Source organism: Psychrobacillus syltrankelensis, assembly GCF_055454035.1.
Genome location: NZ_CM144227.1, coordinates 162,128 through 188,209 on the forward strand (window position 1 = coordinate 162,128; position 26,082 = coordinate 188,209).

At 34.4% G+C, this 26,082-nt stretch carries 29 protein-coding genes and 1 riboswitch; of the genes, 28 read left to right on the forward strand and 1 reads right to left on the reverse strand.

Going from position 1 to position 26,082, the window contains the following annotated elements:
* Window positions 1-54: 54 nt before the first annotated feature.
* The 15 genes from hflK (at window position 55) to ACTSKG_RS00875 (ending at window position 15,267) form a co-directional block, all read left to right on the forward strand.
* The gene (gene hflK / locus ACTSKG_RS00805) at window positions 55-1,038 is read left to right on the forward strand and encodes an FtsH protease activity modulator HflK (protein WP_464756271.1); all 984 of its coding nucleotides are present in this window, start codon (window positions 55-57) and stop codon (window positions 1,036-1,038) included.
* Window positions 1,035-2,006, forward strand: coding sequence for a protease modulator HflC (gene hflC / locus ACTSKG_RS00810; RefSeq protein ID WP_464756272.1), 972 nt, complete (start codon window positions 1,035-1,037; stop codon window positions 2,004-2,006). Before hflK ends, hflC begins: the two co-directional genes overlap by 4 nt.
* Window positions 2,007-2,165: 159 nt before the next feature.
* The gene (polA, locus tag ACTSKG_RS00815) at window positions 2,166-4,793 is read left to right on the forward strand and encodes a DNA polymerase I (RefSeq protein WP_464756273.1); all 2,628 of its coding nucleotides are present in this window, start codon (window positions 2,166-2,168) and stop codon (window positions 4,791-4,793) included.
* A 12-nt stretch (window positions 4,794-4,805) separates the two neighbouring features.
* Complete coding sequence (gene mutM / locus ACTSKG_RS00820) at window positions 4,806-5,678, forward strand: bifunctional DNA-formamidopyrimidine glycosylase/DNA-(apurinic or apyrimidinic site) lyase (RefSeq protein WP_464756274.1); 873 nt, start codon at window positions 4,806-4,808, stop codon at window positions 5,676-5,678.
* A gap of 12 nt (window positions 5,679-5,690) precedes the next feature.
* Window positions 5,691-6,284, forward strand: a complete 594-nt coding sequence (gene coaE / locus ACTSKG_RS00825; RefSeq protein ID WP_464756275.1) for a dephospho-CoA kinase — start codon at window positions 5,691-5,693, stop codon at window positions 6,282-6,284.
* 119 nt (window positions 6,285-6,403) lie between these two features.
* Window positions 6,404-7,408: a glyceraldehyde-3-phosphate dehydrogenase gene (locus ACTSKG_RS00830; protein WP_464756276.1), complete on the forward strand. Its 1,005-nt coding sequence runs from the start codon at window positions 6,404-6,406 to the stop codon at window positions 7,406-7,408.
* A gap of 207 nt (window positions 7,409-7,615) precedes the next feature.
* A complete protein-coding gene (gene speD / locus ACTSKG_RS00835; protein ID WP_387585321.1) occupies window positions 7,616-7,999 on the forward strand; it encodes an adenosylmethionine decarboxylase in 384 nt (127 codons plus the stop codon).
* Window positions 8,000-8,116: 117 nt separating this feature from the next.
* Window positions 8,117-8,581, forward strand: a complete 465-nt coding sequence (nrdR, locus tag ACTSKG_RS00840) for a transcriptional regulator NrdR (protein WP_387585320.1) — start codon at window positions 8,117-8,119, stop codon at window positions 8,579-8,581.
* 318 nt (window positions 8,582-8,899) lie between these two features.
* Entirely contained in the window at window positions 8,900-10,255 is a 1,356-nt protein-coding gene (locus tag ACTSKG_RS00845) for a replication initiation and membrane attachment family protein (protein ID WP_464757938.1), read from the forward strand.
* Window positions 10,256-10,263: 8 nt separating this feature from the next.
* Complete coding sequence (gene dnaI / locus ACTSKG_RS00850; RefSeq protein WP_464756277.1) at window positions 10,264-11,205, forward strand: primosomal protein DnaI; 942 nt, start codon at window positions 10,264-10,266, stop codon at window positions 11,203-11,205.
* Window positions 11,206-11,547: 342 nt separating this feature from the next.
* Complete coding sequence (gene thrS, locus ACTSKG_RS00855; RefSeq protein WP_464756278.1) at window positions 11,548-13,473, forward strand: threonine--tRNA ligase; 1,926 nt, start codon at window positions 11,548-11,550, stop codon at window positions 13,471-13,473.
* 252 nt (window positions 13,474-13,725) lie between these two features.
* Window positions 13,726-14,289, forward strand: a complete 564-nt coding sequence (infC, locus tag ACTSKG_RS00860) for a translation initiation factor IF-3 (protein WP_387585314.1) — start codon at window positions 13,726-13,728, stop codon at window positions 14,287-14,289.
* Window positions 14,290-14,319: 30 nt separating this feature from the next.
* The gene (rpmI, locus tag ACTSKG_RS00865) at window positions 14,320-14,520 is read left to right on the forward strand and encodes a 50S ribosomal protein L35 (RefSeq protein ID WP_053588661.1); all 201 of its coding nucleotides are present in this window, start codon (window positions 14,320-14,322) and stop codon (window positions 14,518-14,520) included.
* A gap of 44 nt (window positions 14,521-14,564) precedes the next feature.
* On the forward strand, window positions 14,565-14,924 hold the full coding sequence (rplT, locus tag ACTSKG_RS00870; protein WP_464756279.1) for a 50S ribosomal protein L20: 360 nt from the start codon (window positions 14,565-14,567) through the stop codon (window positions 14,922-14,924).
* A gap of 58 nt (window positions 14,925-14,982) precedes the next feature.
* Window positions 14,983-15,267: a DUF1294 domain-containing protein gene (locus tag ACTSKG_RS00875; RefSeq protein ID WP_464756280.1), complete on the forward strand. Its 285-nt coding sequence runs from the start codon at window positions 14,983-14,985 to the stop codon at window positions 15,265-15,267.
* A gap of 266 nt (window positions 15,268-15,533) precedes the next feature.
* Here the strand turns inward: ACTSKG_RS00875 and ACTSKG_RS00880 are convergent, their stop codons facing one another.
* A complete protein-coding gene (locus ACTSKG_RS00880; protein ID WP_464756281.1) occupies window positions 15,534-15,917 on the reverse strand; it encodes a sigma-w pathway protein ysdB in 384 nt (127 codons plus the stop codon).
* 92 nt (window positions 15,918-16,009) lie between these two features.
* Here ACTSKG_RS00880 and ACTSKG_RS00885 point away from each other — a divergent pair, with 92 nt between their 5' ends.
* The 13 genes from ACTSKG_RS00885 (at window position 16,010) to ACTSKG_RS00945 (ending at window position 26,081) form a co-directional block, all read left to right on the forward strand.
* A complete protein-coding gene (locus ACTSKG_RS00885; protein ID WP_464756282.1) occupies window positions 16,010-16,495 on the forward strand; it encodes a dUTP diphosphatase in 486 nt (161 codons plus the stop codon).
* A 144-nt stretch (window positions 16,496-16,639) separates the two neighbouring features.
* Window positions 16,640-17,728, forward strand: a complete 1,089-nt coding sequence (locus tag ACTSKG_RS00890; protein WP_464756283.1) for a M42 family metallopeptidase — start codon at window positions 16,640-16,642, stop codon at window positions 17,726-17,728.
* 127 nt (window positions 17,729-17,855) lie between these two features.
* On the forward strand, window positions 17,856-18,035 hold the full coding sequence (locus tag ACTSKG_RS00895; RefSeq protein WP_464756284.1) for a hypothetical protein: 180 nt from the start codon (window positions 17,856-17,858) through the stop codon (window positions 18,033-18,035).
* A gap of 109 nt (window positions 18,036-18,144) precedes the next feature.
* Complete coding sequence (locus ACTSKG_RS00900; protein ID WP_464756285.1) at window positions 18,145-18,300, forward strand: hypothetical protein; 156 nt, start codon at window positions 18,145-18,147, stop codon at window positions 18,298-18,300.
* Between the two features lie 225 nt (window positions 18,301-18,525).
* Entirely contained in the window at window positions 18,526-19,677 is a 1,152-nt protein-coding gene (locus ACTSKG_RS00905) for a hypothetical protein (protein ID WP_464756286.1), read from the forward strand.
* A 374-nt stretch (window positions 19,678-20,051) separates the two neighbouring features.
* Window positions 20,052-20,233, reverse strand: a riboswitch (cobalamin riboswitch).
* Between the two features lie 241 nt (window positions 20,234-20,474).
* On the forward strand, window positions 20,475-21,848 hold the full coding sequence (locus ACTSKG_RS00910) for a phage tail spike protein (protein WP_464756287.1): 1,374 nt from the start codon (window positions 20,475-20,477) through the stop codon (window positions 21,846-21,848).
* A 398-nt stretch (window positions 21,849-22,246) separates the two neighbouring features.
* Window positions 22,247-22,438: a hypothetical protein gene (locus ACTSKG_RS00915; protein ID WP_464756288.1), complete on the forward strand. Its 192-nt coding sequence runs from the start codon at window positions 22,247-22,249 to the stop codon at window positions 22,436-22,438.
* Between the two features lie 38 nt (window positions 22,439-22,476).
* The gene (locus ACTSKG_RS00920) at window positions 22,477-23,424 is read left to right on the forward strand and encodes a hypothetical protein (RefSeq protein ID WP_464756289.1); all 948 of its coding nucleotides are present in this window, start codon (window positions 22,477-22,479) and stop codon (window positions 23,422-23,424) included.
* A 30-nt stretch (window positions 23,425-23,454) separates the two neighbouring features.
* The gene (locus ACTSKG_RS00925) at window positions 23,455-23,643 is read left to right on the forward strand and encodes a hypothetical protein (protein WP_464756290.1); all 189 of its coding nucleotides are present in this window, start codon (window positions 23,455-23,457) and stop codon (window positions 23,641-23,643) included.
* Between the two features lie 230 nt (window positions 23,644-23,873).
* Complete coding sequence (locus ACTSKG_RS00930) at window positions 23,874-24,221, forward strand: hypothetical protein (protein ID WP_464756291.1); 348 nt, start codon at window positions 23,874-23,876, stop codon at window positions 24,219-24,221.
* 64 nt (window positions 24,222-24,285) lie between these two features.
* Window positions 24,286-24,486, forward strand: a complete 201-nt coding sequence (locus ACTSKG_RS00935; RefSeq protein WP_464756292.1) for a hypothetical protein — start codon at window positions 24,286-24,288, stop codon at window positions 24,484-24,486.
* Between the two features lie 36 nt (window positions 24,487-24,522).
* Window positions 24,523-25,380, forward strand: a complete 858-nt coding sequence (locus tag ACTSKG_RS00940; protein WP_464756293.1) for a hypothetical protein — start codon at window positions 24,523-24,525, stop codon at window positions 25,378-25,380.
* Window positions 25,381-25,409: 29 nt separating this feature from the next.
* Window positions 25,410-26,081, forward strand: a complete 672-nt coding sequence (locus tag ACTSKG_RS00945) for a hypothetical protein (RefSeq protein ID WP_464756294.1) — start codon at window positions 25,410-25,412, stop codon at window positions 26,079-26,081.
* Window position 26,082: the final 1 nt, after the last annotated feature.

Genomic DNA, 26,082 nt, shown 5'->3' on the forward strand with positions numbered 1-26,082 from the left:
AACCAAATGATTGGTTACAACGTAAAAGAGATATACATAGAAAGGGGATATGAAATGAGTACAAAGAGATTGATATCTATTATTGTTATTTTATTCATCGGTATCATTTTATTATCTACTGTATTTACTTCGTGGTATACAGTGGATGAATCAGAACAAGCAATTGTTATTACATTTGGGGAAGCAAGTGATCCAATTACGGAATCAGGTTTGAAATTTAAAATGCCTTGGCCAATTCAACAAGTTAAAAAGCTTTCTAAAGAGACGTTTAGTCTACAATTTGGCTATAAGCAATCGGCAGATGGAGAAATTACTTCTTTTGATAAAGACACAAAAATGATCACTGGAGATGACAATATTGTTCTTACTGATTTAGTTGTTCAGTGGAAAATTACAAATCCAAAAGCGTATTTGTTTAACTCTGAACATCCAGAAGAATTATTACATGATGCAACATCTGCGTCTATTCGCTCGGTAATAGGGAATTCAAAAATAGATGATGCGTTAACTTCTGGAAAAGCCAAAATTGAAGCAGATACAAGTGACTTACTTTCTTCGTTAATACAAAAATATGATATAGGTATAACAGTTTTAACAGTTAAACTACAGGATGTAGAACTTCCAAATGCGGAAGTTCGCTCAGCATTTATGGCAGTTACGGATGCAGAGGAAACGAAAAACACTAAGGTAAACCAAGCAGGAAAATATGAAAACCAAAAAATGAGTGAAGCAATTGGTGAAAAAGATGCGATTATTTCAAATGCACGGGGTTTAAAAATATCCCGTATCGAACACGCTAAAGGTGATGTAGCATTATTTGATAAGCTATACGCTGAATACCAACATAATAAAGAGATTACTAGACAACGACTAATCATGGAAACACTAGATGTCGTATTACCAAACGCTCATATTTATATTATGAATGATGAAAATGGAACGATGAAATATCTCCCTATCCAAACACTGGATAATAAACAATTAATACCGCCTTCAGAGAAAAATTCTAAAACTGAGGAAGGGAATGGTAATAAATGACGGAAAATAAAAACCCTTTTTCTAATTTAGAAAAAAAATTTAAAACAGTTGAAAGTAAGCCAAAAAAAGAAAAAGCACCAATCGATTTTAAAAAGCACTTTAAATCATTTATAGCGATTTTTATTAGTTTTATCATTATAGTAATAGCAATAGCTAATGTGTATGTTGTAAAAGAAGGGGAGTACAAGGTCATTCGTCAATTTGGAGAAATAGTTGGAGAGAAAGACGATCCAGGAATTTATTTGAAAATACCATTTATCCAAAGTGTTACGACTATACCAAAGTATCAAATGAACTATAAACTCTCGGAAAAAGAAATAAATACGAAAGATAAGCGGCGGATTATTATTGACAATTATGCTGTGTGGAGAGTTGTGAACCCGAAAGAAATGATTAAAAGTGCAGGTAGTTTAGTTGGTGCTAGTTCCCGGATGGAAGAGTTCATATATTCTGTGGTTCGTTCAGAACTTGGTCAACTAGAGTATAGTGATATTATTAATGATGAAAATTCATCAAGAGGTAGTTTAAATGATCAAATTACAGCTGAAGTAAATGAACATTTGCTAAGAGATAAATATGGTATTGAAGTAGTGGATGTTCGAATCAAACGTATAGATTTACCAGAAGAAAATGAACAATCCGTTTATAATGAAATGATTTCCGAACGTCAAAAGATAGCTCAAAAGTTCTTATCTACTGGTGATGCGGATAAAAGAAGAATAGAAGCTGAAACAGACCGAAGTGTTAAAGAAATGCTAGCTACTGCACAAAAAGAAGCTTCTATGATTGAAGCGGAGGGGGAAGCAGAGGCAGCGAGGATTTATAACAACTCTTTCTCGAAAGACCCTGAGTTCTATTCACTTTACCGAACACTAGAGTCGTACAAAAAAACAATTGGAGAAGATACGATGATTATCATCCCATCAAATTCTCCATATGCAAAAATTTTATCTGGCTACTTAGAGTAGTATATGAATCGTCATTCCCCTTACTCACGTGGTAAGATATAGGGAATGACGGTTTTATTTTTCTTCATTGTTCAAAACCCTTCGGCGTACTTAAAGGGGGTTCATCGATCTAGCTCTATGGAAAAAAATGTCGCTTTTCAAATTAAAGGAGTGAACTTAATGTCAATCGAAAAAATTCTTTTATTAGATGGAAATAGTCTCGCTTATCGAGCTTTTTTTGCTCTACCTTTATTAACAAATGACCATGGTATACATACGAATGCAGTTTATGGTTTTACGCTCATGCTTCAAAAGATAATGGAGGAGGAAAATCCAACCCATATGCTAGTTGCATTTGATGCTGGTAAAACTACTTTTAGACATTCCACTTTTGGTGAATATAAAGGTGGTAGACAGAAAACTCCACCTGAACTTTCTGAACAATTTCCATATGTTCGAAAGTTAATCGATGCATATGGCATTAAAAGATATGAGTTAGATATGTATGAAGCAGATGATATAATCGGAACACTTTGTAAGCAAGCAGAAAATAGTGGGCAACAAGTAATCGTTGTTTCTGGAGACAAGGATTTAACACAACTTGCTACAGATAATACGACAGTATATATCACTAGAAAAGGTATTACTGATATTGAAAAATATACCCCATCCCATGTCCAAGAAAAATACGGTTTAACACCACTTCAAATCATTGATATGAAAGGGCTTATGGGAGATGCTTCAGATAATATTCCGGGGGTACCTGGCGTTGGTGAGAAGACGGCTATCAAATTATTAAAAGAGCATGGTTCAGTGGAAAATCTTTATCAAGCATTAGATACTGTCAGCGGGGCGAAGTTGAAAGAAAAGCTCACTGCAAATGAAGAACAAGCTAAAATGAGTAAAACACTTGCGACAATTGAAACCAATGCTCCAATTGAAGTAGCTGTTGATGATTTAAAATATATGGGACCAAATATGGATGAAGTAACTGCGATTTGGAAAGAACTTTCCTTTAAAACGCTACTTGGAAAATCAGAGTATGTTTCGGAAGAACAAACAACATCGGATGTGCAATTTGACATTGTGGAAGAAGTGGATGCAGCCATCTTAAAAGATAAAATGGCTGTTCATCTTGAAATGTATGATGAACAATACCATACGTGTGAATTACTAGGAATCGCTCTTTTTGATGGCAAACATTCGTATTTTATACCTGGATCATTAGCATTTCAATCTACTGCTTTTTGTGATTGGTTAAGTAACGAAGAAAAGACAAAGTATTTAGTGGATTCAAAAGCTACTCAAGCGGTTAGTCGTAAACATCAAGTAAATTTACAAGGTGCTGATTTCGATTTACTTCTAGCAGCTTATATCGTTAATCCTTCTATCTCATCGGATGATGTGGCTTCTATGTCGAAAGAGTTTGGTTACTATGATGTGCTGACAGACGAAAATGTGTATGGAAAAGGTGCAAAAAAAGCGACTCCTGAAATGGACAAATTAGCAGAACATGCATGCAGAAAAGCACAAGCTGTATGGAAGCTAAAACCTACATTGGAAGAAAAGTTAGAAGAAAATGAACAATACGCATTATATAAAGAGTTAGAATTACCTCTCGCATCGATTTTAGGAACTATGGAGTCAGATGGTGTGAAAGTAGATGCACAAGTATTAAAAGAAATGGGTATAGATTTAGAGCAAAAATTACGAGCTATTGAAAAAGATATTTATGCGTTAGCTGGTCAAGAATTTAATATTAATTCCCCAAAACAATTAGGCATTATTTTATTTGAAAAAATTGGTTTAACTCCTTTGAAGAAAACAAAAACGGGCTATTCAACAGCAGCAGATGTCCTTGAAAAACTGGAAAGTGAGCATGAAATTATCTCACATATACTAAATTATCGCCAACTAGGGAAGCTTAACTCAACGTATATAGAAGGTTTGATGAAAGAAATTCATGAAGATGACCAAAAAATTCATACGAGATACCAACAAGCTTTAACGTCAACTGGGAGACTAAGTTCGATTAATCCAAACTTGCAAAATATTCCTGTTCGATTGGAAGAAGGTAGAAAAATTAGAAAAGCGTTCGTTCCTTCTCATCCAGATTGGGTAATGTTCGCAGCTGATTATTCACAAATCGAACTAAGAGTCCTAGCACATATGTGCCGCGATGAAAAATTAGTAGAAGCATTTAGTATTGATATGGATATTCATACAAAAACGGCGATGGACGTATTCCATGTTGAAAAAGAAGAAGTGACATCTGATATGCGAAGAGCTGCCAAAGCGGTTAACTTTGGAATTGTTTATGGGATTAGTGACTACGGTCTATCTCAGAACTTAAATATTACTCGCAAAGAAGCAGCGATATTCATTGAAAACTATTTAAACAGTTTTCCAGGTGTAAAAGAATACATGGACGATACAGTTCGAGAAGCAAAGCAAAAAGGGTTTGTAACGACTATTCTAAATAGAAGAAGATACTTGCCTGAAATAACGAGCTCTAATTTTAATCTTCGTAGTTTTGCAGAGCGTACAGCCATGAATACACCTATCCAAGGAAGTGCAGCAGATATTATTAAAAAAGCGATGATTGATATGGCCAAACGTTTAAAAGATGAAAATATGCAAACGAAAATGTTATTGCAAGTCCATGATGAACTGATTTTCGAAGCACCTAAAGAAGAAATTGCTCTACTAGAGAAAATCGTTCCAGAAGTAATGGAAGGTGCGATTAAACTAATCGTCCCATTAAAAGTGGAGTATGCATATGGCTCTTCTTGGTATGAAACGAAGTAAGGAGTTTTTTACATGCCGGAATTACCTGAAGTAGAAGGTTTAGTTCGTTCATTAAAACCAATCGTCACAGATAAAACAATTGAATCAGTGGACGTTTCGGAAACAATAATTGCTTCTAAAGCAAATGGTAAAGAAGCGATATTAAAAGGATTAGATGTAGAAACTTTTCGAAATGCTTTAGTACAAATGACTATTAAAAGTATTGACAGAAGATCTAAATATATATATTTTAATTTAATAAAAGATGGAATTCCGTATTTACTTGTTTCTCATCTCGGTATGTCCGGTGCTTGGTTTTATGTAAGAGGATTGCATGAAATTATAGAGGATAAATTTAAGCGGCATACGCATGTTATTCTACATTTTGTTGGTGGCGACATGCTGGTTTATGCAGATATTCGTCGTTTTGGAGAGTTGCGTTTTATAAAGAGTGAAGAGGATTATCCGCCCTTGTTACTCATGGCACCTGAGCCATTCGATCAAAATGCTTTAGATCATTTTTTAGAAATGAGTATGCTTACTAAATACGAAAATAAGCCTATTAAAGAATTTATTATGGACGGTCAAGTAGTGTCGGGCTGTGGGAACATTTATGCAACAGAGGCATTATTTCGAATGCGAATTCATCCAGGAAGAAAAGTAAAAAGAATTAGTAAAGAACGTAAAATACAATTATTCAATGAAATCGTTATTGTTCTTCTAGATAGTATTGAACAAGGTGGAAGTAGTATTTCTGATTATCGTAAAATTAACGGTGATTCGGGTAATATGCAAAATAGATTACAAATGTATGGGAAAAAGAAGTGCCCTATTTGTGGAAAGCAAACAATGCAGAAAACAATTGGTGGACGAACATCTACTTATTGTGGAACATGTCAGAGGTAGTGGAGGGAACAAATGATTATTGGATTAACAGGAAGTATCGCAAGTGGGAAGAGTACCGTCTCTAAAATGCTTAAAGAGTTAGGGTATCCGATTATTGATGCTGATTTAGTAGCTCGTGTTGTTGTGGAAAAAGGCACAAAAACGCTTGAAACGATTAAAGAAATATTTGGAGAAGAAGTAATCTCTAATGACGGAACTCTGAATCGTGAAAAATTAGGTAATATTATTTTTTCCAGTCCACACGATAGAAAGCAATTGAATGATATAATGCATCCCGCTATTCGAGAAGAGATGTTACGTCAAAAAGATGCCTTATTTCAAGAAGGGTATGACACAATTGTCATGGATATCCCTCTATTGTTCGAAAGCAAACTCCAATCGTATGTAAATAAAATATTAGTCGTCACTGTAACTGAAGAGACACAACTAGAAAGATTAATGGCTCGAAATAATTATTCTTTAGAAGAAGCAAAGGCTCGAATACAATCTCAACTTCCACTTTCTATTAAAGAAAAAGGTGCAGACGCTGTCATTTATAACAACGGAACTTTAGAAAATACGAATGAACAATTAAAGAAAATACTTTCCAATTGGGAAGATGAATAATAAGGAAATAAAAAACTTTTCTGAATTCTAATTTAAGGCTACATGATTGTGAAAATGTGTTATACTATTTCAAGGTTATAAAATATAAAGTATCACATAGTTACAGGAGGATTTTTTTCATGATAGCTTCTATCGCAATAAATGGATTTGGACGTATTGGTAGAATGGTATTCCGCCAAGCAATTGTACAAGAGGACATTAATGTCGTAGCAATTAATGCAAGATACCCATTAGAAACATTAGCTCACTTAATAAAATATGATTCTACTCACGGGACTTTTGCAGGAGAAGTTACCATTGAAGATAATTCTCTTATAGTTAATGGAAAACGAGTTCAAATCGTAAACGATCGAGATCCAGCGAACTTACCTTGGAAAAAATTAAACGTTGATATCGTAATCGAATCAACTGGAAAATTTAATGACGGGGAAAAAGCAGCAGCTCACTTAGAAGCTGGAGCAAAAAAAGTAATTATTACAGCTCCTGCAAAAAATGAAGATGTAACAATTGTTATGGGTGTAAATGATCATCAATTAGATGTTACTAAACATAATATTATTTCAAACGCTAGTTGCACAACTAACTGTCTTGCTCCTGTTGCAAAAGTGTTAAATGACACATTTGGAATAGAAAATGGGCTTATGACAACCGTGCATTCGTATACAAATGATCAAAACAACTTAGATAATCCGCATAAGGACTTACGTCGTGCACGTGCTTGTGCTCAATCTATTATTCCTACTTCTACAGGAGCAGCGAAGGCACTTACAGTTGTTTTACCAGAACTTAAAGGTAAAATGCATGGAATGGCTTTGCGTGTACCAACTCCAAACGTTTCTCTAGTAGATTTAGTGGTAGATTTACAGAAAGATGTTACAGCAGAAGAAGTTAATGCAGCATTTATAAAAGCATCAGAAGGTTCGATGAAGGGTATTCTTGGTTTAACTATGGAGCCTTTAGTATCAATTGATTTCAATACAACTACTAACTCTACGACTATTGATGGTCTAACAACGATGGTAATTGGAAATCGTAAAGTTAAAGTTCTTGCTTGGTATGACAATGAGTGGGGCTATTCAGCTCGCGTACTTGATTTAACTAAAAAAGTGGCTTCAGCTCTTTAATTTATATATCCTCTTTCAACTTTTTTTGAAAGAGGATTTATTATTTGTTGCATAATTTATGAAAACAACATATAATGAGAATCGTGTACTTCACGTACACGGACTACTTAAAGGGTTAGGACCTCTTTGGACTAACTTTCCCCCGTGGTAGTCAACTTTGATTTTTAAAATTTTTATACCAAATTTTATCAAAGGGGGAAACGGACATTGGAAACAATGGGACGTCACATTATTGCAGAACTATGGGAGTGCGATTTCGACAAACTTAACGATATGCCATTTATCGAGCAAACTTTTGTTGATGCTGCTCTAAGATCTGGTGCTGAAATCAGAGAAGTTGCATTTCACAAATTTGCGCCACAAGGTGTAAGTGGAGTCGTTATTATTTCCGAATCGCATTTAACGATTCACAGCTTTCCAGAGCACGGTTATGCGAGCATTGATGTGTATACATGTGGTGATTTAGATCCATCAATTGCAGCTAACTATATTGCAGATGCTCTTAATGCTGGAACACGCGAAACGATTGAAATGCCCCGTGGAATGGGTCCACTAAGTGTACCTAAATCACGTTTGACAGTTCAAGCATAATAGACAATTAGCTAAAATGATGAGCAGAGGAAGAGATTCCTCTGCTTTTTCGATTTTATTGACGAATATTGTTATAATAAGTATACAAATTAACGTTAGGAAATAGGAGAGATTAATATGAGATGCCCATCTTGTCAGTTTAATGGCACAAAGGTTGTCGATTCACGTCCAGTAGATGACAATAAGGCCATTAGAAGAAGAAGAGAATGTGAAGATTGCGGATTCCGATTCACAACATTCGAAAAAGTCGAGGAAACGCCATTAATTGTTGTAAAAAAAGACGGTTCCCGTGAGGAATTTAGTCGTGAAAAAGTATTGCGTGGCCTCATACGTGCTTGCGAAAAAAGGCCAGTTGCGTTAGATCAGTTAGAAAACCTTGTATTTTCGATCGAAAAGGAACTTAGAAGAATGGGGAATTCGGAAGTGAAGTCAGAAGAAGTCGGAGAAAAGGTGATGGACAAACTATCAGAGTTAGATGAAGTTGCCTATGTTCGATTTGCATCTGTATATCGCCAATTTAAAGATATAAATGTTTTTATAGATGAACTAAAGGAAATATTAAAGAAAAACCCGTCTTTATAAGAAAAGCGTAAGCGCCTATGTCTGCCCCGACAGGCACGATCTTCTGCGACGAGCTGTGCGCAGGAGCAAAATGGGGAAAGTGTAGGTCTGCAAAGTTCACCAATCCTGTGGCAAAGCAGACATGACCCGCATCGTGCGGGTCATAGGAGGCAGCTCCTTGAGCCATCACTAACGCTCTTGTTTGCGACGAGCTTGCGCAGGAGCAGCTTTTTCACATTTGACCCCGAGGGACAAGGCGCTGGAGTCTGGACAGATACTAAGTAAAAAGTGTAACTTTCTTATTTTATAAGAAACAAAGGAGAGTAGGATCAATTGTCGATGTTATATAAAGAGCTCCAGCCAGCAGACATGTATATGATTCGGCTGCCATATTCTTTTTCAGATTATGATCGTCAATTATTAACTCTATTCTATCAACCATTAGTTGGGGCAGAAGGAATTAGTTTGTATTTAACATTGTGGGCGGATGGAGAACTAAAAACTAGTGAACAATGGCCGCATTATCAACTGATGAATGTGTTAGGTGTTTCTATCGGAAAGATTTTTCAAGCGCGAATTGCTTTGGAGGCAATAGGTTTACTTCGGACATGGCAAAAGACAGAAGATGATATTCGTTTTTTTTATTATGAACTTTCTGCTCCATTAGATGCAGAATCCTTTTTAAAAGATCCATTATTGTCGATGTTTTTACTTAATAAAATTGGGGAAAACGCATATAAGCAATTGAGAAATCGCTTCATTCAATTATCCAATTGGAATGAAGGATTTAAAGACGTTTCCAGAACTTTCATGGACGTCTATAAACCATCTACTAAAAATAGCCAACAAATTTCTTATGATGATGAATATGAATCCAAAAAAAGAGGAACTTCTCTTCCGTTTTATTATGAAGAATTTGATTTTTCATTATTACAAGAAGGTTTGTCGGAGCAACTAGTACCAAAATCTGCGATGACGATTGAAGCAAAAGAAGTAATAGCAAAGCTTTCATTCTTATATAATCTAAATCCAATTGAAATGCAAAAAGTTGTCATACTTGCTTTAGATGATGATCTTCATCTTACGGAAGCAAGATTAAAAAAGGCGTGCGCCGATTATTATAAACTGACTGTATCGAAAAAGGCACCGATTATCCAAAATGTAACCAAAATTAAAAAAACTATTTCTGAAAATAAAACACCGTTGACAAAAGAAGAAGAACTAATTCATTATTTAGAAACTACTTCACCTGTGTCTGTCTTAAGGGATATCGCTAAAGGGAAAGAGCCTATACTTGCTGATGTTCAATTAGCAAATCATTTAGTTTCGCACTATAATATGCCGGTTGGTGTAGTAAATGTTCTATTGCAATATGTCCTTCTTCGAACAGATATGAAATTAACGAAAAACTATGCAGAAAAAATAGCGTCTCATTGGATGCGTAAAGATGTCAAAACAGCAAAAGAAGCGATGGAGCTTGCAAGAAATGAACATGAACAATATATGAAATGGAAAAATGAAGGTTCGAAGCAGAAAACCTATACTAAAAAACCGACACGAGAAGAGAAAGTACCAGATTGGTTTTACAAAAAAGATGGCGAAACGAAGCAATCCGGGGAATCGACTAATGGAATTCAAAATATTGAAGAAGAACGAAAAAAACTTTTAGCTGAATTAGGCGTCACGGAAAGGTAGGTGCTATTATGGAGAGAATTAATGAGACATTAAAGAGAGTCATAACACCTGAATTTTCTTCCAGACTGGATGAAATGAAACAAGAAGTTTTAGAAAATCCAGATATACAAAAATTTCTTGAAGAAAATGCACTTAATATTTCGAAGCAAGTAGTGGATCGAAGCTTAAGTAAGTTATATGAATATAATTCTCAAACTCATCATTGTGAAGCTTGTCAATCACTTGAATTATGTACTAACTATATGAAAGGCTATGAACCTAGGTTAGTTTTAGACCGCAATCTAATTGATTTGGAATATGTTCGTTGTAAACGTGGAGTAATTGAAGATGAACGAAGGAAAGTAACTTCTATGATTGATAGTATTCATATGCCTAAAGAGGTTATGGAAGCAACTCTAGCTCGAGTTGACTTAGAAGATGGGAGCAGAGTTGTTGCTGTCCGAGCAGCAAAAGATTTTTTAAATGAGTGGGAGCGTACGAATGTACTTCCCGCTAAAGGTCTTTATATAAACGGAAAATTTGGTGTAGGAAAATCCTATTTACTTGGTGCATTAGCCAATGAATTAGCAGCAAGGCATATTCATTCAGTAGTCGTCTATGTTCCTGAATTTTTGCGAGAAATGAAACAGGCAATTCAAGATCAGTCGCTTGCTGAAAAAATAGAACTCGTCAAACGAGCTCCTGTTTTAATGCTCGATGATATAGGTGCTGAAACAATGTCTAGTTGGACAAGAGATGAAATACTGGGAACTATTTTGCACTACCGTATGTCTGAACAGCTTCCTACTTTTTTGACTTCCAATTTTAATTATGATGAATTAGAACATCACTTATCATTCACACAACGGGGGGAAAAAGAGGTAGTAAAAGCCGGACGTATTATGGAAAGGATACGCGCACTTACTACTCCAATTACACTTCAAGGAAAGAACTGGCGAGACAAAAAATAACAACTTGCAAATGATTTTTGAGTGGCGTATAATCGTTCACAGAAGAATAAATAAAATTAAATGCGTAGAAGAGGACAATAATCAGTTTGTACGACTTTTTAGAGAGAGAAGCCAAGGCTGGAAGCTTCTTAAGTATCGGCAATCGATTTACCACCTTGGAGCAGTAGTTGTGAGCTAATCAGCAATTACCGGTGACCGGCCCGTTAGCCGATGCAGAGCTTCGTCTATTTGTCATGTTGGATAGACAGAAGAAGGGTGGAACCACGATTTAACCTCGTCCCTTTTTAGGGATGGGGTTTTTTTATGTATTTTTACCTTATAATCAAAAGAGGAGTGTTCATAATGACAGAAGTTATCAAGTTAAAATTTCCAGACGGAGCAATTAAAGAGTTTCCTATGTCGTCAACGACAGAAGAAATTGCTCAATCTATTAGTCCTGGATTACGTAAAAAAGCACTTGCAGGTAAATTAAGTGGACAGTTAATTGACTTGAAAACTCCAATTACTAAAGATGGGGATATTGCAATTATTACTCCTGAATCCGATGAAGCGTTAGAAATATTACGTCATAGTTCAGCGCATTTACTTGCGCAAGCAGTGAAACGTCTGTTTAAAGACGTAAAACTAGGCATTGGTCCAGTTATTGAAAATGGGTTTTATTATGACATTGATTCGCCAGAGCCAATTACTGCAGATGATTTAGCGCTAATTGAAAAAGAAATGAAAAAAATTATTAATGAAAACATTGAAATTGTAAGACATGATGTATCTCGTCAAGTAGCCTTTGATAAATTTAAAGATGATGAATATAAAGTGGAACTTTTAGAGGCAATACCTGAAGGAGAACAAGTATCTATTTATGAGCAAGGAGAATTTTTCGACCTTTGCCGTGGAGTGCATGTTCCTTCAACTGGTAAATTAAAAGAATTTAAATTATTAAGTATCGCTGGTGCATATTGGCGTGGAAATAGCGACAATAAAATGCTTCAACGTATTTACGGAACTGCATTCTTTAAAAAAGAAGACCTTCAAGCACATTTAAAAATGTTAGAGGAAGCAAAAGAACGTGACCACCGTAAAATCGGGAAAGAATTAGCGTTATTCACTAATTCATTAAAAGTTGGTCAAGGTTTACCTCTATGGTTGCCAAATGGTGCGACAATTCGCCGTGTTATTGAGCGTTATATTGTTGATAAAGAGCTAAAACTTGGATATAAACATGTTTATACACCAGTGCTAGGTTCAAAAGAGCTTTATGAAACATCAGGACACTGGGATCATTATCAAGATTCTATGTTCCCACCGATGGAAATGGATAACGAAACACTAGTATTACGTCCAATGAACTGTCCACACCATATGATGATATTCAAGAACGGAATGCACTCATATCGAAATCTGCCACTTCGTATCGCAGAGCTTGGTACAATGCACCGCTATGAAATGTCAGGGGCAGTTTCAGGTTTACAACGTGTTCGTGGGATGACTTTAAATGATGCTCATTTATTTGTTCGCCCTGATCAAATTAAAGCTGAGTTCCAAAAAGTTGTAGAGTTGATTATTTCTGTTTATAAAGATTTTAATCTAGAAGATTACTCATTCCGTTTGTCATACCGTGACCCACAAAACAAAGAAAAATATTTTGATAACGATGAAATGTGGGAAAAAGCGCAAAGCATGCTAAAAGAAGCAATGGACGAGCTTGGCCTAGATTATTTTGAAGCAGAAGATGAAGCTGCATTTTACGGTCCAAAGCTTGATGTTCAAGTAAAAACTGCTATCGGTAAAGAAGAAACGTTGTCAACTGTACAGCTTGACTTCTTATTGCCTGAGCGTTTTGATTTAACTTATGTTGGTGAAGATGGGAAACCACATCGTCCAGTAGTAATTCACCGCGGAGTTGTTTCTACCATGGAACGATTTGTTGCATTCTTAATCGAAGAATACAAAGGAGCTTTTCCAACATGGTTAGCACCTGTACAAGTAGAAATTATCCCTGTATCAAATGAAGTACATTTCGAATATGCAAGACAAATAGAGGAACAATTAGTGGCTGCCGGCTTCCGTGTAGAAATGGATGACCGTGAAGAGAAACTAGGTTATAAAATTCGTGAAGCACAAATGCACAAGATTCCTTATATGCTAGTTCTTGGTGATAAAGAATTAGAAGCAGGTAATGTAAATGTTCGTAAATATGGAGAACAAAACTCTGAAAGTATTCCATTTGAAGATTTCCTAGTGCGCATTCAAGAAGAAGTACAACATTAATAAATATTGTTGACACAGAATATGTTTCATGGTATAGTTAATAAGGTTATTGAATACAAGTTTGTGGTATAAGAAGAGGCTGCCCGCTTCTCACCTGTTCGACACAGCAAGTTGTTGACTGGTAAGCACACGATCGACTGTAATATGTAGATTTCTACATGTTCTCATATCGGCGGGCAGACATACATCTTATGTCTGCTCGTTTTTTTATTTGATCGAAAACGGCGTAAGTAATTCGTTTCTACGGAATTTATGCCCAAACCATGTATTCGCGACACTATCTGGAGGTGGATTGTTATTAGCAAAGACATGTATGTGAACGACGGCATAAGAGCACGCGAAATTCGAGTTATCGATCAAAATGGCGATCAATTAGGATTGAAAACACGTAATGAAGCACTTGAAATTGCCGGCCGTGTAAATTTGGATCTTGTCCTTGTGGCTCCTCAAGCCAAGCCGCCGGTCGCTCGTATCATGGACTATGGTAAATTCAAATTTGAGCAGCAAAAGAAAGATCGTGAAGTTCGTAAAAATCAAAAGATCATCGTGATGAAAGAGGTTCGCTTGAGCCCAACAATTGATGAACATGATTTCCAAACGAAATTGAAAAACGCGATCAAGTTCCTTGAAAAAGGAGATAAAGTGAAAGCGTCTATTCGTTTTAAAGGTCGTGCCATCACTCATAAAGAGATTGGTCAACGTGTCTTAGATAGATTTGCAGAAGCTTGTACGGAAGTATCCACAATCGAGTCAAAACCGAAAATGGACGGCCGTAGCATGTTCTTGGTACTTGCACCAAAGAACGAAAAACAGTAATAGAGTACAATTGTTTAGGAGGAATTCGACATGCCGAAAATGAAAACTCACCGTGGAGCTGCAAAGCGTTTCAAAAAAACGGGTACAGGAAAATTAAAACATGACCGTGCTTTTGGAAGTCACTTATTCGCTAATAAATCTACTAAAGCTAAACGTAAACTACGTAAAACTAAAGTAGCTTCTTCAGGCGATTACAAACGTATCAAAACTTTACTTACTTACATGAAATAATTAGAAACTTAATCATTCGAAAGAATAGCAGGAGGTAATGAATCATGCCACGCGTAAAAAGCACACCAGTAACAAAGAAGCGTCGTAAAAAAGTATTAAAATTAGCTAAAGGTTATTACGGTTCAAAACATACATTATATAAAGTAGCAAACCAACAGGTTATGAAATCTTTAATGTATGCTTACCGTGACCGTCGCAACAAAAAACGTGAATTCCGTAAACTATGGATCACACGTATCAATGCGGCAGCACGTCTAAACGGACTTTCATACAGCCGTTTAATGCACGGATTAAAATTAGCTGAAATCGAAGTTAACCGTAAAATGTTAGCTGATCTAGCTGTGACTGATGCACAAGCATTTACACAATTAGCGGATGCAGCAAAAAAAGCAATTACTAAATAATAATAGATAAAAAAGCTGATAGACATTCTATCAGCTTTTTTTGTACAAGGAGAATACGATGGAAGAGATAATCCTATTATTTATATTAATCATGTCATTGATTGCTTTTTTTGTTATGGGTTATGATAAGTCTCAAGCAAAAAAACATAAACAAAGAGTTTCAGAGCGAACTTTGTGGATGCTCGCATTGTTCGGCGGAGGTATTGGGGCTTATTTTGGAATGCAATTGTTTCGACATAAAACGAAGCATACCAATTTTCGTGTTGGATTTTTAATGTTAATGATTATTTATGCATTTTTAATTTTTTGGATAGTAAAAGCGAACAATCCTATTAGTGCATAGGATTGTTCGCTTTTTTAAGAGAGAATGCTTATGAATTTTTATGCCGGGAACAGGTTGATTTCCGCTGCAGGCGGACGCTTTCCTGGGGGCAAGCATCAAGCCGCTTCCCTCGCTGCGCTCAGTCCAGGGTCTTGATTTGCTTGCTAATCCCCTAGGAGTCGCCGCCTTCCGCTTCAATCAACAGTCCAAATACTAAAGGCACTATGAATGATCGAAATTTTCTGTGATACTCCGAGCATTGTGAAGAATTTGCTTTTTTAGTTTATCTATTCTTCTTTCATTAATTGTTCAATTGGACTTTTCCAACTAATTTTTGCAGCAGGGTAATTCATTTTAATTTCATTTTGTAAAAAACGAAAATCTTCTTTTGTAAAGCCTTGGAGCTTGGCAGGATCTTTTGTCCATACGAAAATAGATACGACTTCGAATGCTTGATCAGTAGTACCTAAATATTTTTCTCCTTCAAAAATAGCACCTTTATAAGTGATGAAAAAATTTTTGCGGACATTTTTTATATCGTCATAAAAATAATATTGTTCTTTCTCATATGCTTCGTCAAGTTTTCTCTTTGGATCAAACAAATAACGGAGAATTTTGTAAAAAACATATATTATGATGATAATTATGAGCAATCGAAGTAAATGGACCATTTCTAATGTCCTCCTTGTAAAATACATAGTATCTGCTATACGATAATAGAGGTAGTTTGGTTTCAAAATAAATGAATTTTTTGGAGGAAATAATGAATTTAGAAAAACTTTTTACAATGCAACAAGCTTTAGACCAATATATTCAATCAAACAAACAAGTACAGGAAGATGTTTTTATAAAAAAAGGGTTAGCTTTACTTGTAGAGCTATCTGAATTAGCAAATGAAACAAGATGTTTTAAGTTTTGGAGTGAAAAGGGTCCATCTGAACGAAGTGTTATATTGGAAGAGTATGTGGATTCTATTCATTTCATATTGTCACTTGGTATTGAAAAGAATCTTCAGTACTTAACAGAATGGCCGTTAGAGGAAAGAGATGGTGATTTAACTATGCTATTTATATCCACTTCTAATGCAATTCATCAATTTTTATGCGAGCCAACGATGAAAACTTACAAAGAAGTGTGGATTCAATACGGTGCAATTGCAAAACGATTAGATTTTTCAAGTGAAGAGTTAGTGGAAGCATATATTAGCAAAAACGAAAAAAATTATGAACGTCAACGGTCAGGTTATTAACTTAATTTCACTGCTACATGAAATAAATTAAGCCAATAAGTACAACGTTTTCTTACCTATATGGAGAATTAAATAAATATTTTGTAAATGCTTTCATGATACTTTATAATAAAAAGCGAAGAAGATATTTAGGAGGTCGAAATAATGTCAAAACTTGATGAAACATTAACCATGTTAAAAGAGTTAACAGATGCAAAAGCAATTCCTGGAAATGAACGTGAAGCACGTGCGGTTATGGAGAAATACATAGCACCTCATGCGGATAAGATTGAATATGACAATCTAGGAAGCTTAATCGCAGAAAAAGTAGGCGATGCAAACGGTCCGAAAATCATGGTAGCTGGACATCTTGATGAAGTTGGTTTTATGATATCCAAAATTGACGACAAAGGCTTCTTAAGTTTTCAATCAGTAGGTGGCTGGTGGTCACAAGTAATGCTTGCTCAACGAGTAACAATCGTTACTAGAAAAAATGGTACAGTTACTGGAGTTATTGGCTCTAAACCTCCACATATTCTTTCACCTGAAGCACGAAAAAAACCGGTAGATATTAAAGACATGTTTATCGATATCGGTGCATCTTCTAAAGAAGAAGCAATGGAATGGGGAGTATTACCAGGAGATATGGTCGTACCTTATTTCGAATTCACAGTGATGAACAATGAAAAATTACTGCTAGCAAAAGCATGGGATAATCGCATCGGTTGTGCTATTGCGATTGATGTATTAAAAGGATTAAAGGATCAAGAACATCCGAATATTGTTTATGGAGTAGGAAATGTTCAAGAAGAAGTAGGGCTTCGTGGTGCTAAAACTTCTACAGTAAAAGTAAAACCAGATATCGGTTTTGCAGTGGATGTAGGTATTGCTGGTGATACACCTGGAATTACACCAAAAGAATCAACAAGCAAAATCGGAGCTGGACCACAAATTGTTTTATTCGATGCATCGATGGTATCGCATAAAGGATTGCGTGAATTTGTAATTGATGTTGCAGAAGAAAATAAAATTCCTTATCAATTTGAAATGATTCCTGGTGGCGGAACAGATGCAGGTTCTATGCATATTTCATTAAATGGAGTCCCAGCACTAGCAATTGGAATCGCGACTCGCTACATTCACTCACATGCAGGAATATTGCATAGAGACGATTATGAAAATACAGTAAAACTTATTGTAGAAGTAATAAAAAAATTAGACAGTGATACAGTAAATAAAATTACATTTGGTTAATAATTAAGGGTTAAAGTACAAAGGGGAAAGAACAGATGGAGAACCATTTACTCTAATTCCCCTAATATTTCCGAATAAAATTTAGATATTAACTACCTTCTGACAATTATGTTAGGAGGTTTTTTGCATGTCTAAAAAATTAGGCATATTTGATGTAAATGTAAATAATTCACTTATTCAACTATCTAACACGAATAATCAATTTCTTCCTGAGATTAAATCAAGAAATTCGAGAATGGTGATATTGAGTACGTCTATATATCGAGTGGGTATGAGGAACGTCATACATTTTCAAGTACTCATTTAAAAGACCACTGAAGAACTACTAAGAAAATATCTCACTTCTTCCACAATATTAGAATAAATAGAAGGACTTATCCAAATCACCTCGAATAGTAACAAAAAGGTGGTGAGTTATGTTGAAAAAGAAGTATGAAGTAAAATTAACTTTCTATAATGGCATTAGTTACGATTTTGAAACAAACTCAGATGTTCGGATTATTATTACTGAAGAAGAATCCGTTATAAATATAATGCAGATTAAAGAAATGAAGGTAACTGAACGAAAATAGAAGAAAACCACCATCCATTAATATTTTGGATGTGGTTGTTTTTATGTTAACCAATTTATTCAAATTATAATGAGAATCTGTTTCTAAAAATAGAGGTAAATAGAAAAATAAAGAAGGGATATAGGGATATTGGAAGAATAATAAGAGAGGGTAATGAATGGAGGATGATTTAGGCGGAATTTTAGATTCAACTGAAATTATAGAGCGAATTGAGGAGGAAATGAAATGTTTGCTAAATTCTTAAGGATAGCTTTATTAGTAATATTAGCTTTTAGTTTAAACACCATTAATTCAGATAGTGCAAATGCAGCAACGAAAGTCATGTGGGGTAAGACTGAATTAAAACTTGGACAAATAGGGAAGGTTACAATTAACTCTAGAACAGTCTTATATAAGCTTGAAAAGGATAATACTCTAACTAAGGTGCGTGACTTAAAAGCAGGAGAAGAATTCCGTGTGTATAGCTACAAGAGTATGGAAGGTGGATTATATGGAGTAGGTGGAGGAAGCTTTATTTATAAGAGTCCTGTAGTTACATATGAGACTCCATCTAAATCTAAACTAGCTTTACTAGGTGGAGACGACACAAAGATTCCAGTTGTGACATTGCCAACACTTAAGCTCACAATTCCAAAAGGAACACCAGTAGTAGCAAAAGATAAAAAAACTGTTTACAAAGAGAAATTGAATACAGTTGTTAAAACTCAATATAAGAATTATCGAGAGTATGCAGAAGCGATTTACAAGATACAACAAGAAATAGAAAAAGATGAATTCATTGGTATGCATGAACTTCGACAAGAAATACAGGAGTTGTATTATCATTATGGTATAGAAGTTGATGAGATGATATTTACATTTAACGATGGAGTAAGCCTATTAGCATTTGAACGCTCTATAGATTCATATAGTGGAAATTATCCTACCAATAGATCGGCTAGTTTTTATAACAATGAATACTATTTATACCCTGGCATTATAGGAAGTATTTTGAGTGCAGATTTAAATATGTACGATTTTGATCCACTGAAAGGCTCAAATAAATATGATGGGAGCTTTTCTGGAAGGGGTCCTGCATATCAACCAAGTGCTGAATTTAAAGATGAGACAAATAAGAATTTAGGAACATATGAGATAGGTTTTTTAACGAATCACATTAAGAATAAAACTTTGAAGATTTCTAAAAAAGACTTCCCTTGGGCAGACGCTGGTACAGGCACACTTATGATGAGTAGTTTGAATCCTTATAGCGTTGATGAAGTAAAAGAAATTCTTGATATGGAATTTGACTTATCCTATGACAGCAAGATTGCTAGATTAACAATTCATTTTAATAAACCTTCTAAAGAGAAATCTTGGATGTTCAATAATAAGTAATCGAGGGAGCCATTGTGCTCTCTTTTTTATATAGCTGGATGAAAGCATAAAAAGTAATTTATTTAGAGACAGAAAAAGAAAAAACCGTCTATTAAGACGGCTCTAATAGATATATTCAATTAATTACTTTATTTAGCAAGCTGAATCATATAAAAAGTTATAGTTAAAATACCGAAGATTAGTAACATAACAAAAGTGGCTACGTTCAACATTAAATTAATATTAGATTTATTCATTATTTAATCTCCTCCCTGAAAAATAAAAAACTCTCAAAACTATTTGGGTTAGGAGAGTTAGATATATTAATTGAAGGAGAAAAAGCAAAAATCTCAACAATCAATACACCTGTCCATAAAATACCTAACCCGAAAAAGGGGTAGAATATAATATTGGAAGGTCTACTGACTCGTGCTTCATCCTCCTGTTGACCTTACTACGAAACATCGTACGTGGTGGCATTTTCAACAGTCGTCTACACTTACAGTTGAGTTTACAGTTTCGGCATTTACCGAATTCCCTTTTAAACCATAATGGTTCCGAATAAAAATATTTCTTAAGTTTACTATATCAAACGATTAAAAATATATCAATAGAATTTAGAATAGCAACAAATATTAATTAATTTCAATAGCGATAAAACTACAATTTTATTCTATTATTGACACCTCTATAACTGTAGAAGCTGAGCTATTTAAGTATAAGGAGTTAATAATTTTACACAAATAAAAAAGTAATGTCAATATATGCTCGCATTTTTACTACTTGTAAGTTATAAATTAATTTGAAAGGGTGATAACTTGATTATTGTCCGTGAAGGCTCTTTAAGTGAGCCGCTTTCTCATACAAACAATTTGGAAGTTAAACAGAGGGTGAATGGTGCTTTTACAGCATCGTTCACCTGTTTTAATACAAAGAATGATCCTTCATATGACATGCTAAATGAAGAATCAATAGTTCACATTGAAGGATTCGATTTCAAAATAAAACGAATAGAAAAGACCGATTTCAGCAAAGTCATTACGGCAACTAATACTTTCTTTGATCTATCTGATGAAAGACAAGATGATATTTATGGTGGAACTAGAACGTTTAATGAGTTCGCCACATTTATTTTCAAAAATACAGGATGGACATTTATAAGCGATATTACAGGAAGTAGATTAATTGAAAATTTTGGGAGCGCAAATGTCATAATTCTTATTAATGGATTATGCGCAGCTTACGAATGTGAGTATCAAATTTTGAAAAATAATGTTGTTCATTTTACTTCTCAGATTGGTGGGGATTATGATGCTCAATATCGATATAAACATAATGTAGTTGGTGCAAAGCATGTGATTGACACAACTAAAGTGAAGACATCTATAGAAGGTTACGGTGCAGATGGGCTTTATGTTAAGTATGAATCTGCATTAGCGCAAAATCCTAAATTCGGTATAAAGAAAGCTGATCCTATCTATGATGACAGGTTTTCGATAAATGAGAGCCTTGTAGAATATCTAAAATCGAAATTAAATGATGTTCCTGAAGCTCTATTTGAAATGGAAACTGTTGAGTTAACAAACAAAGAACTAGGGGAACGTGTATGGCTTATTTATGAGCCAATGGACATTACATTTCAAACTCGTGTACTAGAGCAAACTCAAACGAATCGTAACGGAGAGCTTGTTACCTCTAAAGTTATTTTAGGAAATATAATGCCTAAATCAGTAGATGATTTATTCATATCTCAAAAAGTAGAAATTGATGAAAATAAAAGACAAACTCGAACAAGGTTTGAACAAACAAACGAGAAAATTCTTCTTGTAGCTGAAAGAGTTGGTGAAGCTGAAGCATCATTTTCCGTTACTGCTGATGAAATACGTAGTGAAGTAAAAGGCGAAGTCAAGAGAATTGATGGAGAAGTTGCAACACAAAAGTCTAGTATCTCTCAACTATCTGGTGAGATTGCAATGAAGGCTGAATCCTCTGTTGTTAATGCGCTTGGTACTCGTGTAAATACAGTAGAATTCAATTTAAACGCTGTTGAGGAATCAATTAGTAGCAAAGTTTCTAAAACCGACTACAACGGAAATACTATTGCTTCTTTGATTAACCAAACGGCTTCAGATGTTTCTATTAGTGCTTCTAAGATCAATTTAACTGGATTCGTTACCATTATAACTCATTAAACATTCCTGGTGCTGTTACTATCAGTGAGGGCAACGTATACGGACAATCTTATACGGTAGGACGTGGCACAGGCTCTACGTTAGTTATGACTGCTATAAACGGCTCTCACTCTATTAAATCAAGTGATGCAAATGGATTCCGAATTGAATCTAATGGAACTGTTTCATTAAAATCAGCTAACAATTTGCCTATCACATTCTTAGGATTCTCTCGTGTGGTTGGGAACTTGAGTGTGGAGCAATATGAAGGAGGCTACCCCTTTGCTTTCAACAAATCACAGTCAAAGCAAAGTAGCAATCAATGGTTCACTAGAAGTTTCATCTATTTTAGTTGGAGGGAAATCTGGTGTGCCAGCAATATTTGGTTAATAAAATAAAGAATGAGGAGGTGAGCTTACATGGCACACGCAGTCCTTGTAGCGAAATATCCAAACAGTCAATTTTGTTCATTTAGGTTCGAAAACTGTGCTCGTCCATACTATGACGGAACACAATACTTCTCACAAACACTTCTACAGGTTGGTCATCTGGTTGGCAAAACACTCCTCCTGTATCTATTAACAATGGATATTCTTCTAACTTTAATATAAGTATGACTCCTGGCTATAGTTACAGTGTTAGAACTCGAATGATGTGGAATGGAGTTTGGTACGAAGGAGAGTCTGGATTTGAACCAATTTATTTTAGTTTAGATTCTCCTGCACCTACTGGTAGCCCCTATGTTACACACTACAGTTCAAGAGGAACAACTATCAACTTACAAATAGAAAACGCATATGGAGCTACTAGCATAGGATTTACACCTTCATGTGGAGGAACTTTCACCAGTACAGTATATGGTACACCTTATATTTACTCGTTATCAGCACCTCAATATGGTACTGAGTATGAGATAGGTAAAAAAGGTTATAACTCTGGTGGAGAATCTAGTAGAACTTATATGTGGGCAACTACAGAGCCCGTAATACCAAGCATAACTAGTGGTGGGAACATTGGTGGAGCTAATACAATCACGGTTAATGTGAATCCAAATGGAAGCTGGACAACGATTGAGGTTAAGATGTGGACTGTAGGAGCAACTTCATTACTGGCAACTAGAACGCAAGGATGGAATGGTGGAGGATCTTTTTCTGTTCAATTCGGATCTATAAGTTCTTCATTAACTCCAAATGCTTCTTATATCTTCAGAGTTAGAGCTAATAAAACATCTTCTAATAGTAATTATCATCCTAATAGTGGTTGGGGTGGATGGCTAACAATTAAAAATGACATGGCTAGACCTGTTAATTGGGATTGGCACACTACAAAAACTAGTGGTCAATTATTTAATTTACCCGCAATTGAATGGAATGTATTTACTGCAAGAATAAATCAATTTAGAACATATAAAGGACTTTCAAGCTATCCGTTCACTAACGCAGTGACTGGTGGCTTATTTTATTTCTACCTTTTTAATGAAGCGAGAGCTGCAATAAATGACATGGCAACAACGGGATTAAGCACTGTAACAAGTGGCGCTACAGTTCTTGCTACCTCGTTAAATATTCTCAGAAATACATTGAATTCTGTAACATAAATAAATTACCAAAAGGAGAACGATATTAATATGAAGAACATCACAATTTATTTGAACAATGGGATGATATTTGATGCAGCAGTTGAGGATTATAATGCTGAGAAATTTTCAAGTAAGATGAATGATCCACAAGTGGCAACAGTGTCAATTGGAGATATAGTTGTAAGTAAACTAGCTATCTTTCTGATTTTACCATCTGAAGTCGTGCCAACAGTATAAGATTTTCACCGACATCAGAAAGGTGGTTTCTCAAAATTTAGTGATAGAGCTATGACGTTAAGTTGTAGCTCTATTTTTTTTGTTAATTTTTTATTCCTTTTATTGAAAATGAAATATATGAGTTAATTAATAAAATTGATTATGAAAAATTGAAATGGAAATAATGGATACTTTTAGTAGAATTGTGTAATATAATAAATCTATCTGAAATTTAAGAGGAGTTACATATCATGAAAAATATAATTGACGACATGCAAGAGATAACTATAGGACATACACATTTATTTAACAAAAATAATCCATTGTTTACTGTAGCTAGACCAAGCATAGGTAAAATAAGTTTGTTATCTGGATATGAAGCTTTGAAGATGTATTTACTAGAACAAAACCCAAATACAATAGATGTGGGGGTTAGAGAATTTCCAATAATTAAAGGTGGTGAGATTATTGGAGAACAAGATGTTTGGGTTATGGAATTAGATTATGATGTTGTGTTCATTTTAAGAAATAATAAGGTAATGAATAGAGGACAGTTCGTTAGTATTTTAAAAAGAACTGGTTTTGCGAATAGTATTTAACAGATTCATAGTTTTAGAGAGTATATGAAATAATAGAAATCATTTAAAGGAAGGTAATTTAATTATGGGAAGAAAAAGAAAACCATTTATAGAGAAGTCAAGTACTCTAATGTTTAATATACAAAATTTCAAAGCAATCGAAATGTTAAACGTTATGGGAGAAGAAATTGAAACCCCAGAACTGGTTTTTGAATATGAAACTATGGAGAAACTGAAAGTTCAAATTGCAAATCTAATTGATAAGTTCATAGAAGAGAATAAGTAAAAGAAATTATTTAAAGAAAAGGGAGAGAGAAAATGATTGATAAACAATGATAGTTTTGAGAAAACTGGTAAAGAGCTAGACCAAATTATTAGAGAAGGGTACTTTGGAGAAGAAACGCTTTCTTTATTAAGTAAGAGAGATGATATTAGTTTATCTGAATACTATTACTTAATTATAAAAGGTTTTATCGATAATTCAGAAGAAGTTGAGTTGCAAGAGGTGGGAAAATATCTAGAAAATTTCTTTTATTTATATGTAGATGGAATAAAAGTTAATGAGGAAGAAGTTGTAAGTATTCTAACCTCATTTTTTAAAGGGAGGGAGGATAACAATGAGTTTGAATTTCATACATCGTATATTGAATATGCCATGGCAAGTCAAAAATATAAACAAGTGTTTAATTCACTTAAAGTTAATCGTGTTTTGAAAACTCACGAGAAAAAAGAACTATGCAATTCATTAGTAAATGCTTATTCAAAAGGTATTGAATATATTAATAAAATTTTAATTGCCTGTATGTCGATAGCATATGTTGCAAAACAAGAAAAATACGATCAGTATTCAATCAACTCCTTAACTCTATATAAGAAGATTAAGCTATTTTCTGAAATGACTAACGGTAAATATCAAACCATTACTGACGGCATTAATAGAAAAATAAGAAACGCTGAATCTCATTTAAATATTGTATATGACACCCATAAAAATACTTATATCATGAAGGAACAGAGAGAAAAAATAATTGAAACTGAAATAAGTTTTTATGAAATGAGTATTGAACATAACAAAATAACAAGGTTAATAGTTGCTTTTGGTTTTTCTATACAGTTATATTATCTCGTTAATACAGACTACAACAAGTATAAAGAGATAACTTCACTTATCTTTAAATAAAAGGATTGTTTGATTAAGGGAGGTGGATCATGTATAGCCCAAGAAGAAGAGAAACTAGTATCGATAACGGACTAATCTATCCAGTTGTTGTTACAGTAATTAAAGTGCTCTTTTATTTAAATATTGTGGAGCTTTTAAAAAAGACAACTGAGTTCTTAACATTTAAATATTACAGGAAAAGACCTGAAGCAACACAAAGAGTAAAAATAAGACGCAATCGTAATATTGCCATTGACCTGTTTGTAATATTAAAATTTATCTTCATAGCTATTATTATTTACATGGATATTTCATCTGGTGTGGTGAAAATAGCGGTTTGGTATTTGCTGATTTCAAATCTATTTACTTATTTCTACTACCATCTTTGGTGTGATGATGTAATACTAGACAGATTTCAAACCATCCATAGAGTAAGAAGAAGATTTGTTAGTTTTTTTATATCATTTATATTTATGGTGCTTTGTTACAGTTATTTCTATTTAACTATGATTCCTGAACATTTTTCTCTAATTGACGTAGGAAGTAATAAGATAGGAGTCTCAGTTTTGAGTGCTATTGGAAATTCTTTTGCTATAGATGTTGAATATTTAAAAAACACCTCAGATATTTCCAAGTTTGTCGAGATGTCACAGACATTGAATACATTTTTATTCTTAACAGTATTACTTTCAACCTCATTACCAAAAGCAAAACAAGAATAGG

What these genes read in the sequence shown, in the direction of transcription:
- ACTSKG_RS00920 (WP_464756289.1), top strand. Translation starts at nt 22,477, where the DNA reads ATGATGTGGAATGGAGTTTGGTACGAAGGAGAGTCTGGATTTGAACCA.
- hflK (WP_464756271.1), top strand. Translation starts at nt 55, where the DNA reads ATGAGTACAAAGAGATTGATATCTATTATTGTTATTTTATTCATCGGT.
- dnaI (WP_464756277.1), top strand. Translation starts at nt 10,264, where the DNA reads ATGGAGAGAATTAATGAGACATTAAAGAGAGTCATAACACCTGAATTT.
- coaE (WP_464756275.1), top strand. Translation starts at nt 5,691, where the DNA reads ATGATTATTGGATTAACAGGAAGTATCGCAAGTGGGAAGAGTACCGTC.
- thrS (WP_464756278.1), top strand. Translation starts at nt 11,548, where the DNA reads ATGACAGAAGTTATCAAGTTAAAATTTCCAGACGGAGCAATTAAAGAG.
- ACTSKG_RS00930 (WP_464756291.1), top strand. Translation starts at nt 23,874, where the DNA reads ATGAAAAATATAATTGACGACATGCAAGAGATAACTATAGGACATACA.
- ACTSKG_RS00875 (WP_464756280.1), top strand. Translation starts at nt 14,983, where the DNA reads ATGGAAGAGATAATCCTATTATTTATATTAATCATGTCATTGATTGCT.
- ACTSKG_RS00905 (WP_464756286.1), top strand. Translation starts at nt 18,526, where the DNA reads ATGTTTGCTAAATTCTTAAGGATAGCTTTATTAGTAATATTAGCTTTT.
- ACTSKG_RS00900 (WP_464756285.1), top strand. Translation starts at nt 18,145, where the DNA reads ATGTTGAAAAAGAAGTATGAAGTAAAATTAACTTTCTATAATGGCATT.
- hflC (WP_464756272.1), top strand. Translation starts at nt 1,035, where the DNA reads ATGACGGAAAATAAAAACCCTTTTTCTAATTTAGAAAAAAAATTTAAA.
- polA (WP_464756273.1), top strand. Translation starts at nt 2,166, where the DNA reads ATGTCAATCGAAAAAATTCTTTTATTAGATGGAAATAGTCTCGCTTAT.
- ACTSKG_RS00915 (WP_464756288.1), top strand. Translation starts at nt 22,247, where the DNA reads ATGGCACACGCAGTCCTTGTAGCGAAATATCCAAACAGTCAATTTTGT.
- ACTSKG_RS00885 (WP_464756282.1), top strand. Translation starts at nt 16,010, where the DNA reads ATGAATTTAGAAAAACTTTTTACAATGCAACAAGCTTTAGACCAATAT.
- ACTSKG_RS00925 (WP_464756290.1), top strand. Translation starts at nt 23,455, where the DNA reads ATGAAGAACATCACAATTTATTTGAACAATGGGATGATATTTGATGCA.
- rplT (WP_464756279.1), top strand. Translation starts at nt 14,565, where the DNA reads ATGCCACGCGTAAAAAGCACACCAGTAACAAAGAAGCGTCGTAAAAAA.
- ACTSKG_RS00830 (WP_464756276.1), top strand. Translation starts at nt 6,404, where the DNA reads ATGATAGCTTCTATCGCAATAAATGGATTTGGACGTATTGGTAGAATG.
- ACTSKG_RS00880 (WP_464756281.1), bottom strand. Translation starts at nt 15,917, where the DNA reads ATGGTCCATTTACTTCGATTGCTCATAATTATCATCATAATATATGTT.
- ACTSKG_RS00845 (WP_464757938.1), top strand. Translation starts at nt 8,900, where the DNA reads ATGTTATATAAAGAGCTCCAGCCAGCAGACATGTATATGATTCGGCTG.
- ACTSKG_RS00890 (WP_464756283.1), top strand. Translation starts at nt 16,640, where the DNA reads ATGTCAAAACTTGATGAAACATTAACCATGTTAAAAGAGTTAACAGAT.
- ACTSKG_RS00945 (WP_464756294.1), top strand. Translation starts at nt 25,410, where the DNA reads ATGTATAGCCCAAGAAGAAGAGAAACTAGTATCGATAACGGACTAATC.
- nrdR (WP_387585320.1), top strand. Translation starts at nt 8,117, where the DNA reads ATGAGATGCCCATCTTGTCAGTTTAATGGCACAAAGGTTGTCGATTCA.
- ACTSKG_RS00935 (WP_464756292.1), top strand. Translation starts at nt 24,286, where the DNA reads ATGGGAAGAAAAAGAAAACCATTTATAGAGAAGTCAAGTACTCTAATG.
- mutM (WP_464756274.1), top strand. Translation starts at nt 4,806, where the DNA reads ATGCCGGAATTACCTGAAGTAGAAGGTTTAGTTCGTTCATTAAAACCA.
- ACTSKG_RS00895 (WP_464756284.1), top strand. Translation starts at nt 17,856, where the DNA reads ATGTCTAAAAAATTAGGCATATTTGATGTAAATGTAAATAATTCACTT.
- rpmI (WP_053588661.1), top strand. Translation starts at nt 14,320, where the DNA reads ATGCCGAAAATGAAAACTCACCGTGGAGCTGCAAAGCGTTTCAAAAAA.
- infC (WP_387585314.1), top strand. Translation starts at nt 13,726, where the DNA reads ATGCCCAAACCATGTATTCGCGACACTATCTGGAGGTGGATTGTTATT.